Consider the following 12,404-nt stretch of genomic DNA (forward strand, 5'->3'; position numbering starts at 1 on the left):
ATGGTTTTGCGCCAAAACCTCTTCGCGACAACCAACGCCCGCGTCGTCGGGGCCTTCTGTGTCGCCGTCCTTCTGCACCTTGCCGGTACGGTTCTCATTCCTGGCTACTCCTCGCCGTTTGCGGTGCGCGCCATGCTGGTGCTCGCTTCGCTGCTTGCCGTCGCCTCGATCGGCCAGACGCTGGTCGTCATCATGGGCGGCATCGACCTGTCGATCCCCTTCGTCATCGGCTTTGCCAATGTCGTGGCGGCGCAGCTTTATGGCGATGGCTGGAATTTTGTCCTGGTCTGCGGCCTTGTCGGCGTGCTGGCGATCATCATCGGCGGGCTGAACGGGCTGATCTCGCGCAGCCTCGACATCCAGCCGCTCATCGTCACGCTCGGCATCGGCATGGTCGTGCAAGGGCTGGTGCTGTTGTGGACGGCGGGTTTCCCGTCAGGCTCCGCACCGCAAGCGGTATCCAGCTTCGTCTCGATCGGCGGATCGGCCGGACCGCTGCCGGTGCCGTGGCTGGTGCCGAGCCTTGTCGTGCTGGCGGCACTCGTCGTCCTGGTGCTGGAGCGAACGCCCTATGGCCGCCGGCTTTACGCGCTGGGCAGCAATCCGGGCGCGGCGCCGCTGGCGCTGATCGACCCGGTTCGCATGTGGGTCGTCACCTATGCGGCAAGCGCTTTCTTCGCCGCCGTGGCAGGAGTGCTGCTGCTCGGCTTCACCGGTTCGGCCTATGGCGATGTCGGCCAGCCCTATCTGTTCCAGACCATCGCGGCGGTCGTCGTAGGAGGTGCAGCACTTGTCGGCGGCCGGGGAAGCTATCTCGGCACGATCGCCGGCGTGCTGGTGCTGACCGAGATCAACACGCTGCTGATCGGCCTCGGCTTCCAGCCCGCAGCGGTGCAGGCCGCGCTCGGCTTCGTCATCGTGCTGCTGGTTTCGCTCTATGGCCGCGAACGGCACGTCTCGACAACCATCTGAAAGGACCAGTCAGTCGAGCCGCCACAGCTTGCGGGCATTGCCGGACAACAGCCTGTCGCGCTCGGCAATGCTGCAGCCCGAGAGCAATGCATGGGTCGCCGCCACCCAGGTCGACAGGCCGCCGCCTAGCGTGCAGACCGGCCAGTCGCTGCCCCAGACGACGCGGTCCCAGCCGAATGAACTGATAGTGTGCTCGACGTACGGCCGCAGCGTCTCGACCGTCCAGCTGCCGGCATCGGCATAGGCGACGACGCCGGATATCTTGGCCATGACATTCGGGCGCCGCGCGATCTCGCTCATATGCTCGCGCCATGGATGTTCGGCTCCGCCCTTGATGTCGGGTACGCCGCAGTGATCGAGGACGAACGTCACATCGGGCGCCAGGTCGGCCAGCGCAATCGCCTTGGGGATCTGGTGCGGCAGCACGACGAGATCGAAGGTCAGGCCGGTGCCGCCAAGCCGCTTGATGCTGGCGCGAAACACCGCACCTTCCGAGAGCTCGTCGGGCACGACGTGGAGGACGCGGCGAAAGCCTTTTACGAACGGGTTTGCCCGCTGCCGTTCGAGATAGGCCGCGAAGTCCCCTTCCTCAGGACGGCAGGACGCGATCACCCCGGCCAGCATGCTGCCGGACTGCCGTGACAGTCCTTCCACACGAGCGGTCTCGGCTTCGATGTCGGCCGCATCGACATCGACCTCCATATGCAGCACACGCCCTACGCCGACACGCTGCGCCTCCACGGCGTATTCCTCATAGGAGAAATCGCGGTTGAGCGCCGGCACGCCGGCGAGCCAGGGATAGCGCAGGGCCGAGCGATCGATCAGGTGAAGATGGGTATCGATGATCATGGTGAGGCTCCTCCCTCTGGCTTTTCAAATCATCTCACGAGGGAATTCTTCATTCAAATAAGAATTCACACCGATGAGCCGACTGCTGATCCAGCAAGGTGCGACAGCTTTTCACACGTTGCCAGCAACAGTTCGATCGTCCTGGTGATGTCGGGCGCGGAAGGCGCGTTGACCACGGTGATGTAGGGAATCGACAGCGCGGCGATCGCCTTGCCGTCGGAACTGCGCACCGGGGCGGACAGGTTGAAGACGCCGGCTGTCTGCATCGAGGCCATCATCTCGTAGCCACGGTCGCGGATCTGGTCGAGACGGGTGAAGAACTCGGTCGATTGCGCCGTCTTGTCGGTGCTGCGGACGTGTTCGGAAATCATCATCTGGCGCTCTTCCGGTGAGCGGAAAGCGAGCAGCACATGTCCCGAGCCGGTGTCGAACAGACTGATATGGGAGCCGACCCGGATCGATATGCCCCAGTAGTTCGGTGCTTCTTGCTGGCCGATGACGACGGCAGAACCGCGATCAAAAACAACGAGTTGGTTGGCCTGCTGCGATGTCTCGGCAAGCTCACGCATCAGCGGCGTCGCATAGGAGACCAGCCGCCGAACCGGCGCGTGCAACTGTGCCAGACCGAACAGCTTGAGCGTCAGCGAATAGCGGTCGCCGTCGAGCCTGGTGACATAGCCGCGCCGCACCAGCCGGTCGAGCATACGGTAGAATTCGTTGGGGCTGCGGTCGAGTTTCTTGGCGATTTCTGCCTGGGTCAGGCCGCCGTCGACGCCCGCCAGCAGTTCAAGGATATCGAGCCCCTTGTCGAGCGCCGGCGCGCGATAGCGCTCGTCTTCGCTGTCGTCCATGGGCTCATCCTCCAGTGAATTTCACCCTTCATATACGCAGGAACGTGCGCGGCGGAAACAAATTTCGCCTTGACGTGTCTATGAATGTTTTGTTTGTATATGAATGTAGCACTTCTTGTCATCAGACGAGTTGCGGTCGCCGCGGAGGCGGCACCAAGGGAGGATACCGATGAACAGACTGCTGTCCGGCGTGTGCGCCGGTGCATTGTTGCTCGCGTCAGGTGCGGGCGCTGCCCTTGCCGGCGACCTGCCCGGCAAGTTCGAAGGCGTGACCGTCGACGTGAAGCTGATCGGCGGCCAGCAATATGAAAAGCTCTACGAGCGCATTCCCGAATGGGAGAAGGCGACCGGCGCCAAGGTCAACATCCTGACCAAGAAGAACGGCTTCGACATCGACAAGGAGCTCAAGTCCGACATCGCCTCGGGCAGCACCAACTGGTGCGTCGGCTGGAACCATTCGTCCTTTGCGCCGCAATATACGGGCCTTTACACCGACCTCAGCAAATTGCTGCCCAAGGAAGAGATCGACGCTTTCGTGCCGTCGACGATCACGTCCGCAACCATCGACGGCAAGCTGGAGATGCTGCCGCGTGCGCAGTTCGACGTTTCGGCGCTCTACTACCAGAAGAGCCTGTACGAGAACGCCGACAACAAGACCAAGTTCAAGGCGAAGTACGGCTATGATTTGGTGCCGCCGGACACCTGGAAGGAAGTGACCGACCAGGCCCAGTTCTTCGCCAACCCACCCAATTTCTACGGCACGCAGTTCGCCGGCAAGGAAGAGGCGATCAACGGCCGCTTCTACGAGATGGTTGTCGCTGAAGGCGGCGAGTATCTCGACAAGGACGGCAAGCCGGTCTTCAATTCCGAGGCCGGCATCCGGGCGCTCGACTGGTTCGTCAACCTCTACAAGGCCAAGGCCGTACCGGCCGGAACCACCAACTATCTCTGGGACGATCTCGGCCAGGGCTTTGCGTCCGGCACCGTCGCCATCAACCTGGACTGGCCGGGCTGGGCTGGCTTCTTCAACGATCCGAAGTCGTCGAAGGTCGCCGGCAATGTCGGCGTGAAAGTCGCGCCGAAGGGCTCGTCCGGCAAACGCACCGGCTGGTCGGGTTTCCATGGCTTCTCGGTGACCGAGAATTGCCCCAACAAGGAGGCCGCGGCTTCCCTGGTGTGGTGGCTGACCAACGAAGACAGCCAGAAGCTCGAGGCCGCCGCAGGCCCGCTGCCGACCCGCACCGCGGTGTGGGACTGGGATTTGAAGCAGGCCGAAAACGATCCTTACAAGAAGGAGGTTCTTACCGCCTTCCAGGAAGAGGCCAAGCACGCGTTTGCCGTGCCGCAGACGCCTGAATGGATCGAGATCTCGAACGCCGTCTATCCCGAATTGCAGGCGGCGATCCTCGGTGACAAGACCTCCAAGCAGGCACTGGACGATGCGGCCGCCAAGGCGACGCAAATCCTCCAGGACGCCGGCAAGCTCTAGAAACGGGCTCCCAAGGCTGCCTCCCCCATCGGAAATGGGGGAGGCGATCGTGTTTCGCGGCCAGCGATTTACGCTAACCCATCGCCCCCGGCCCACTCACGGCCGTCCAAATGCAAACACCTCAAGGATTCTGATGAAGGGCTTCAAGCCATCCGCGCCATTCCTGCTGCTGCTTCCGGCCATGATCGTGCTGGCGGCGGTTGTCGTTGTGCCGTTGCTGTTGTCCCTTTACTCCAGCTTCACGCCGTTCCGCCTGACGCGGCCCGAAACGTTCTACGTCTTCATCGGCATTCGGAACTATCTTTCGATCCTGTCCAACACTGATTTCTGGTGGGCGTTCGGTCGCACGGTGCTGCTGCTGACCATCGCGCTCAATCTCGAAATGCTGCTTGGCCTTGGGCTTGCCATGCTGGTCGAGAAAGCGACACGCGGCCAGCGCATCCTGCGCACGCTGATGATGTTTCCGATGATGTTTTCGCCGATCCTCGTCGGCTTCCAGTTCAAGTTTATGTTTAACGACAATATCGGCCTGGTGAACAATGCCTTGCAGTCGCTCGGCATCACCAGGGACGCCATACCGTGGCTGATCGAGGGCCATCTCGCCTTCATCGCCATCTCGATCGCCGAGATCTGGTCGTCGACGGCGATCTTCGCCATCCTGATCCTCGCCGGCCTGCTCGCCATGCCCAAGGAGCCGATCGAGGCGGCGCGGGTCGACGGCTGCACGCCGTGGCAGACATTCCGCTATGTGACGTGGCCGTTCGTCATGCCCTTCGCCTACATCGCCATGACCATCCGTTCGCTCGACGTGGCGCGCGCCTATGACATCGTCAAGATCATGACCGATGGCGGACCGGCGGGCCGCACGGAACTGCTTTGGACCCTGGTGGTCCGCACCGCCTACAGCGACGGGCGCATGGGCATGGCCAACGCCATGGCCTATTTCTCGATCCTGCTGTCGATTGCCTTCACCGTCTACTTCTTCAACAAGCTCGCCGCGGCGCGCACGCAGATCGGTGCGGAGTGGTGAAGATGGACGAGAATTCTTCCGCCCGCCTGAAGCGCCGGCTGCTGGGCATCGTCTATCGCATCGGCCTGTTCCTGGCGATGCTGACGATCTGCCTGCCGGGCCTGTGGATCGTCATCTCGTCGCTGCGGCCGGCGGTCGAGATCATGGCCAAGCCACCGGTGTGGATCCCTCAGGAGATCTCGTTCGACGCTTATGTCGCCATGTTCTCAGGCATCGGCAAGGGCGGCATCCCTGTCATCGAATATTTCCGCAACTCGCTGATCATCTCGGTGACCTCGACAGTCATTGCGGTGGCCATCGGCATGGCCGGCGGCTATGCCTTCGCGCGCTACCGCTTCCGCGGCAAATCCAGCGTCTTCCTCAGCCTGATGCTGACGCGCACCGTGCCGGGCATTGCGCTCTCGCTACCGCTGTTCTTCCTCTATGTGCGGCTTGGCATCATCGACACGCATTTCGGGCTGATCCTTGCCTATGTCGCGCTCAACGTGCCGTTCACCATCTGGCTGATCGACGGCTTCTTCCGCCAGGTGCCCAAGGACCTCGCGGAGGCGGCGCAGATCGATGGCTGCACGCGCTGGCAGGCGTTCTGGCAGGTCGAGTTCCCGCTTGCCGGACCGGGCATCGCTTCGGCCGCCATCTTCGCCTTCCTGACCTGCTGGAACGAGTTCGCGCTGGCCTCGCAGCTGACCCGCTCGGTGAGCGCCAAGACGCTGCCGGTCGGCCTGCTCGATTACACGGCCGAGTTCACCATCGATTGGCGTGGCATGTGCGCGCTGGCCGTGGTGATGATCATTCCGGCGCTCACCCTCACCTACGTCGTCCAGAAACACCTTGTCGGCGGCCTGACCTCCGGCGCGGTGAAAGGCTGATACCATGGCAACCGTTACCCTCACCAAGCTGACCAAGCGCTACGGCAACATCGGGATCGTGCACGGCATCGATCTCGACATCGCCGACCGCGAATTCATCGCGCTGGTCGGCCCGTCCGGCTGCGGCAAGTCGACGACGCTGCGCATGATCGCCGGGCTGGAAGAGATCAGTGCCGGCTCGATCGAGATCGGCGGGCGCGTCGTCAACGACCTGCCGCCGCGCTCGCGCAACATCTCGATGGTGTTCCAGTCCTATGCGCTCTATCCGCACATGACGGTGCGCGAAAATCTCGGCTTCTCGCTGAAGATCGCCGGTGCCGCCAAGGAAGACATGGACCGCCGTGTCGCCGAAGCCTCGGCCATCCTCGGCCTCGACACGTTGCTCGATCGCCGCCCCTCACAACTGTCCGGCGGTCAGCGCCAGCGCGTCGCCATGGGCCGCGTCATCGTGCGCGATCCAGACGTCTTCCTGTTCGACGAGCCGCTTTCCAATCTCGACGCCAAATTGCGCACGCAGATGCGCACCGAGATCAAGAAGCTGCATGCCAAGGTGCAGTCGACGGTGATCTACGTCACCCACGACCAGGTCGAAGCGATGACGCTGGCCGATCGCATCGTCATCATGCGCGACGGCCATATCGAACAGGTCGGTACGCCCGACGAGGTTTTCCGGCGGCCGGCAACCCGCTTCGTTGCCGGATTCATCGGCTCACCGCCGATGAACCTGCATGAGGCGACGATCGACGGCGGCCAGATGGTTTTTGCCAGCGGCGAGAAGTTGCCCTTGCCCGGCCAGTTCAAGGCCAATGTCGCGACCGGCGACAAGGTGGTGTTCGGGCTGCGGCCGGACGACATCTATCCGACGGGTCATGGCATCAGCTCCGGTGGCGCGGCAGACGTGCACCAGATCGAACTGCCGATCACGGTGACCGAACCGCTCGGCAACGAGACGCTGGTATTCGTCGAATTCAACGGTACGGACTGGGTGTCGCGCATGCTGAACCCGAGGCCATTGAGGCCGGGCGAGCGGGTCGCCATGAGCCTCGACATGTCGCAGGCGCATCTGTTTGCCACTGAGACCGGAAAGACATTGCGGAGCTGATCGGCATGGCCAAAATTGAGAAAGTCGACCTTCGGATGGTGGACCTTGTGCCCAAGGTCAAGCGCACCGACGCCATCCAGAGCTTCGTCAGCCAGGAAACGCCTATCGTCACCATCACCGATTCCGACGGTGCGGTCGGCACCGGCTACAGCTACACGATCGGCACCGGCGGCTCGTCAGTGATGCGGCTGTTGTCCGACCATCTGGTGCCGCGCCTGATCGGCCGCGACCCCGACATGATCGAGGCGATCTGGCATGATCTCGAATTCGCCACGCATGCCACGACCATCGGCGCCATCACCGCCATCGCCATCGCGGCGATCGATACAGCACTGTGGGACCTACGGGCAAAGAAGCAGAACCTGCCTTTGTGGAAGCTGGCTGGCGGCGCCAAGGACCGTTGCCCGCTTTACACGACCGAAGGCGGCTGGCTGCACATCGAGACGGCAGCACTTGTCGATGACGCACTGGCCGCCAAGACCAAGGGCTTTCGCGGCTCGAAGGTGAAGATCGGCAGGCCACACGGCTCGGAAGATCTTGCCCGCTTGTCGGCGGTGCGCAAGGCGGTCGGCGACGGCTATGAGATCATGACCGACGCCAATCAGGGATTCTCGGTCGACGAGGCGATCCGGCGCGCGGCAAGGCTGCGCGAGCTCGATCTCGCCTGGATCGAGGAGCCGCTGCCGGCCGACGATATTGACGGGCATGTGCGGTTGTCGAACTCGACGCCGACGCCGATCGCGATCGGCGAGTCGCTCTACTCCATTCGCCATTTCCGTGAATACATGCAGAAAGGCGCCTGCTCGATCGTGCAGGTCGATGTCGGCCGCATCGGCGGCATCACACCCTGGCTCAAGATCGCCCACGCGGCGGAGGCCTTCGACATTCCGGTCTGCCCGCATTTCCTGATGGAGCTGCATGTCAGCCTGACCTGCGCTGTTCAGAACGGCCGATATGTCGAGTACATTCCGCAACTCGACCAGTTGACCGGCAAGCGCCTCCGCATTGAGGATGGCCAGGCGCTGGCGCCCGACGAACCCGGCATCGGCATCGATTGGGACTGGGACGCGGTCAAGGCCATGAGCATCGCCGAATTCACCACGGCGATCACGAAATAGGAGAATGATATGCAGCGGATGGGAATGGTTCTGGGGCTGAAGCCGGAAAAGGTCGAGGAGTATGTCCGCCTCCATGCCGCCGTCTGGCCCGACGTGCTGGCCATGATCTCCGCCTGCAACATCAAGAACTACTCGATCTACCTGAAGCGGCCGGAGAACCTGCTGTTCAGCACCTTCGAATACCACGGCAGCGACTACGAGGCCGACATGGCGAAGATGGCGGCCGATCCGAAGACGCAGGAATGGTGGGCGGTCTGCATGCCGTGCCAGGAGCCGCTGGCGACGCGCAAAGAGGGCGAGTGGTGGGCCGAGATGGATGAGGTCTTCCATCATGACTGAAGGCGGTTTCGACCCTGCCTTGCTCGTTCAATCCTGGCCAAAACCCTCAAAACCCCGACCGATCGTCACCTTCGGCGCCGGATCGATCGTCGGCGACGCGCATTTCCCGGCCTATCGGAAGGCCGGCTTTCCCGTCGCCGGCCTCTACGACCCCGATCATGCCAGAGCTGAAAAACTGGCCAACCAATGGGGCGTGACGGCCTTCCGCTCGGCGGAGGAAGCCGCCGCCGTCGAGGGCGCGATCTTCGACCTTGCCACCCCGCCGTGGCGTCATGCCGATGTGCTGAAATCCTTGCCTGATGGCGCGGTGGCGCTGATCCAGAAGCCGATGGGCAGCAATCTTGCCGAGGCGACCGCGATCCTCGAGATCTGCCGCGCCCGGAAGCTGCACGCAGCGGTGAACTTCCAATTGCGCTTCGCGCCGATGATGCTGGCGCTCAAGGATGCCATCGCCAAGGGCTGGCTCGGCGAGATCGTCGACTTCGACGCCTGGCTGGCGCTGGCGACACCATGGCAACTTTGGGAATTCCTGCTCAAGGCGCCGCGCGTCGAGATCGCCATGCATTCGATCCACTATCTCGACCTGATCAGGCAATTGCTCGGCGACCCCAAGGGCGTGCACGCCAAGACGCTCGGCCATCCCAACCATGCCGTGGCGCAGACGCGCACCAGCGCCATTCTCGACTATGGCAACACCGTGCGCTGCGCGCTGTCGATCAACCACGACCACAAATTCGGCCGCCGGCACCAAGCCTGCGAGTTCCGCATCTGCGGCACCGAGGGAGCAGCCTATCTCAAGTTGGGTCTCAACCTCGATTATCCCACAGGTGAGCCGGATGTGCTGGAAATCTATCCGAAGGGCGGAACGGGCTGGATCGCCGTGCCCTTGGCCGACGAGTGGTTTCCCGATGCCTTCGTCGGCCGCATGGCCAATGTCCAGCGTTTTGCTACCGGAGAAGATGCTATGTTGATCAGTCCCGTCGAGGATGCCTGGAGCACGATGGCGCTGGTCGAGGCGGCGTATCAGTCGAGTGCGGCACCGGCGACGCCGATCGCGGAAAGACCCTGATGGAACAGATCCAGTATTTCGAAGACTATGAGATTGGCGCGTCGCGCCTGACCAGCGGCCGCACCATCACCGAGACCGACTTCATCGTCCATGCCGGCCACACCGGCGATTTCTTCCCGCACCACATGGACGCCGAGTTCATGAAGACAACGCCATTCGGCCAGCGCATCGCGCACGGCACGCTGGTGTTCTCGGTCGGCATCGGGCTGACGGCAACCGTCATCAATCCTGTTGCCTTTTCCTATGGCTACGACCGGCTGCGCTTCATCAAGCCGGTGTTCATCGGCGACACGATCCGGACGCGCACGACAATTACGGCCAGGGAAGACGACCCGAAGAGGCCGGGGTCGGGACGGGTGATCGAACGCTGCGAGGTGATCAACCAGCGCGGCGAAGTGGTGCTGGCGGCCGACCACATCTACATCGTCGAACGCAGGCCGGCGCAGGGCTGAAGCCCATCGCATGCCCATGAGCCACGCCGTCAGGATTCTAGCGACAGGCCATCTTCCCTGATCGCGCGGACCAGCGTCTCGCTTCCTTCGCGAAGATGCTTCCGCAGAATACTTATGGCCCTGTCGCCGTCGCGCCGCCGGCAGGCGGCCAGCAGCTCGCGATGCTCCGTCTGCGAGCGGCTGCGATAGTCCAGGTTCGACAGCAGGATGCGGACGTAGCGATCGGCTGCATTGTGGTGCGCCTCGATCAGGCCAAGCAATCGATGGTTGCCACAGGCATCGTAGAGAGCCAGATGAAAGGCGCGGTTCAGCCCACCCCATCGGCCGACATTGCGCTCCGCGTCGATCTGGTCGAGTACCTGTTCCGCCTCGTCGAGCTTCGCGCCGGCGAGATCGGGAAGCGAAAGCCGCAACGCCTCGCATTCGAGCAATTCGCGTATCGCATAGATTTCACTGATCTCGGCGCCGTCCATCCGGGCGACATGCGCGCCCTTTGTCGGATGGATGGAAACAATGCCCTCGGCTTCCAGTTGGCGAAGCGCATCGCGAATGGGCATCCGGCTGAAGCCGAAATGTTCGGCGAGTTCGTCCTGTCGAAGCGAAGTGCCTGCCTTTATAGTGCCATTGGCAATCGCCTCGCGCAGGACATTCGCGACCTGCTCGGCCACGGTCCGCGGCCCCTGCATCACGCTTTCCGCAAATCCCCGCAACCGATGCTCCCGTTCACATGGGCACCATCCTAATGGAGAACCCCCTGCATGGGTATATGTATGCCCGTATACGCCGGCATCATTTGCGAGAATTGCCCGATCGAACGTGGCCGCTGACCTGCACGCCGTCCTCGGCGCGCAGGTACAGGAATCCCGGAATGGACATGAGCGGGATGACCGCGGTGAGCAGGAACACCTGATGAAAGCGTTCCGGTGTCACGATGTGGGTTTCTCCTGCGACCAGACCCAGCACCATGGCGGCGATCGAAACGCCCAGGGAAACGCTGAGCTGCTGCAGGACGCCGCCGAGGCTGGTGGCGCGGCTGAGCTTGTCGGCCGGCAGGTCGGCATAAGACAGCGTGTTGGAGGTCATGAACTGCGCCGACCGGATGATCCCGAACACGAAGACGTAGAGACCGATCATCCAGTGCGGCGTATCGGCCTCGATCAAGGCGAACCCCGCCACGGCGGCTGAGCCGACGACCGCGCTGCCGATCAGCACGACATTGAAGCCGAAGCGCCGCAACAGCGGCGACAGCAGCGGCCGGATGAGCAAGGCGCCGAAGCTGCCGACGAATGTCAGCGAGCCTGATGTGACCGGGCTCATGCCAAAGCCGAGCTGTAGCATCAGCGGCAACAGGAAGGGCACGCCATTGAGGCCAACGCGGCACAGGCCGCCTGCCAGCGTACCGATCCAGAACGAGCGAAATCGAAACAGCGTCAGATCGACGGCCGGTGCAACGACGCGGCGCGCATAGCGCCCGAAGGCGAGCAGCAGCAGGATCGCCGCGGCCAACACCAACGCTGTCGCCGAAACGGAGATGATCGGCCTCCCGATGCTTTCCAGCCCGAACTGCAGCAGGGCCACACCGCATCCCACCATCAGGAACCCGGCGAAGTCGAAGCGTTGCACCGCTTCCTCGCGGAAATCGTCGACGAAGCGCAGCGCCGCTAGAATGCCGAGACAACCGAATGGCACGTTGACATAGAATATCCAGCGCCATGACGCGTAAGTGGTCAACAGGCCGCCGAGCAGCGGCCCGATCACAGGCCCCATGATGGCGGGCAAGGTCGTGTAGGTCATGGCGGTGATCAGCCCGCTGCGCGGGAAGCTGCGCAGCAGGATCAGCCGCCCGACCGGCGTCATCATGGCGCCGCCCAGCCCCTGCAGGGCGCGCATCGCCAGCAGCATGCCGAAACTGTTGGCCATGCCGCACAGCGCCGAGCCGAGGGTGAAGGTGAAAAGCGCCAGCGCGAACACTTTTCGCGCACCGAACCTGTCGGCGAACCAGCCGCTGACGGGAATGAACACGGCCAGTGTCAGAATGTAAGTGGTGATCGCCAGGTTCAGCCTGACGGGCGTCGTGTCGAGACTGCGTGCGATGGCGGGGATCGCGGTGGTGATGATGGTGGAATCGAGCTGCTCCATCAGAAAGGCGATGGCGACGATGATTGGGATGATCAATCTCAGCCTCGGGTCGCGCTCGGTGGCAAATTGAGGCTGTTCCAATTCTATTGCCAATTCCGTCATGCAAGCGGCTGCTCTATTCCAGG

General features: G+C 62.8%; 13 protein-coding genes. 9 read left to right on the forward strand and 4 right to left on the reverse strand.

The features are described 5' to 3' along the window. Positions 1-972 (forward strand): ABC transporter permease, encoded by a 972-nt coding sequence (locus tag NKK51_RS24760; RefSeq protein WP_352554900.1) that lies wholly within the window; start codon positions 1-3, stop codon positions 970-972. A 9-nt stretch (positions 973-981) separates the two neighbouring features. Here the strand turns inward: NKK51_RS24760 and NKK51_RS24765 are convergent, their stop codons facing one another. Both NKK51_RS24765 and NKK51_RS24770 read right to left on the reverse strand, forming a co-directional pair. Beyond that, entirely contained in the window at positions 982-1,821 is an 840-nt protein-coding gene (locus NKK51_RS24765) for an amidohydrolase family protein (RefSeq protein ID WP_352554901.1), read from the reverse strand. Between the two features lie 65 nt (positions 1,822-1,886). Then, the gene (locus NKK51_RS24770; RefSeq protein WP_023808863.1) at positions 1,887-2,672 is read right to left on the reverse strand and encodes an IclR family transcriptional regulator; all 786 of its coding nucleotides are present in this window, start codon (positions 2,670-2,672) and stop codon (positions 1,887-1,889) included. A gap of 169 nt (positions 2,673-2,841) precedes the next feature. Here NKK51_RS24770 and NKK51_RS24775 point away from each other — a divergent pair, with 169 nt between their 5' ends. From NKK51_RS24775 to NKK51_RS24810, 8 genes are all read left to right on the forward strand, one after another. Next, complete coding sequence (locus NKK51_RS24775) at positions 2,842-4,161, forward strand: ABC transporter substrate-binding protein (protein WP_128302351.1); 1,320 nt, start codon at positions 2,842-2,844, stop codon at positions 4,159-4,161. Positions 4,162-4,294: 133 nt separating this feature from the next. Next, positions 4,295-5,191 carry a carbohydrate ABC transporter permease gene (locus tag NKK51_RS24780; RefSeq protein WP_352554902.1) on the forward strand — a complete coding sequence of 299 codons (897 nt, stop codon included), beginning with the start codon at positions 4,295-4,297 and terminating at the stop codon, positions 5,189-5,191. A 2-nt stretch (positions 5,192-5,193) separates the two neighbouring features. Beyond that, on the forward strand, positions 5,194-6,060 hold the full coding sequence (locus NKK51_RS24785; protein WP_352554903.1) for a carbohydrate ABC transporter permease: 867 nt from the start codon (positions 5,194-5,196) through the stop codon (positions 6,058-6,060). Positions 6,061-6,064: 4 nt separating this feature from the next. Then, positions 6,065-7,162, forward strand: coding sequence for an ABC transporter ATP-binding protein (locus NKK51_RS24790; RefSeq protein WP_352554904.1), 1,098 nt, complete (start codon positions 6,065-6,067; stop codon positions 7,160-7,162). A 5-nt stretch (positions 7,163-7,167) separates the two neighbouring features. Then, positions 7,168-8,280 carry a mandelate racemase/muconate lactonizing enzyme family protein gene (locus NKK51_RS24795; RefSeq protein WP_352554905.1) on the forward strand — a complete coding sequence of 371 codons (1,113 nt, stop codon included), beginning with the start codon at positions 7,168-7,170 and terminating at the stop codon, positions 8,278-8,280. A gap of 9 nt (positions 8,281-8,289) precedes the next feature. Next, positions 8,290-8,619, forward strand: coding sequence for an L-rhamnose mutarotase (locus NKK51_RS24800; RefSeq protein WP_292135684.1), 330 nt, complete (start codon positions 8,290-8,292; stop codon positions 8,617-8,619). After that, positions 8,612-9,688: a Gfo/Idh/MocA family protein gene (locus tag NKK51_RS24805; protein WP_352554906.1), complete on the forward strand. Its 1,077-nt coding sequence runs from the start codon at positions 8,612-8,614 to the stop codon at positions 9,686-9,688. The genes NKK51_RS24800 and NKK51_RS24805 overlap by 8 nt, the downstream gene beginning before the upstream one ends. Continuing rightward, positions 9,685-10,140, forward strand: coding sequence for a MaoC/PaaZ C-terminal domain-containing protein (locus NKK51_RS24810; protein ID WP_352554937.1), 456 nt, complete (start codon positions 9,685-9,687; stop codon positions 10,138-10,140). The genes NKK51_RS24805 and NKK51_RS24810 overlap by 4 nt, the downstream gene beginning before the upstream one ends. 29 nt (positions 10,141-10,169) lie before the next feature. On the opposite strand, the gene NKK51_RS24815 is transcribed toward NKK51_RS24810, so the two are convergent. Then, positions 10,170-10,826 (reverse strand): GntR family transcriptional regulator, encoded by a 657-nt coding sequence (locus NKK51_RS24815; protein ID WP_352554907.1) that lies wholly within the window; start codon positions 10,824-10,826, stop codon positions 10,170-10,172. A 103-nt stretch (positions 10,827-10,929) separates the two neighbouring features. Then, complete coding sequence (locus NKK51_RS24820) at positions 10,930-12,381, reverse strand: DHA2 family efflux MFS transporter permease subunit (protein ID WP_352554908.1); 1,452 nt, start codon at positions 12,379-12,381, stop codon at positions 10,930-10,932. Positions 12,382-12,404 lie beyond the last annotated feature (23 nt).

This window comes from Mesorhizobium sp. M0011, from assembly GCF_040324155.1.
Lineage (GTDB): Bacteria > Pseudomonadota > Alphaproteobacteria > Rhizobiales > Rhizobiaceae > Mesorhizobium.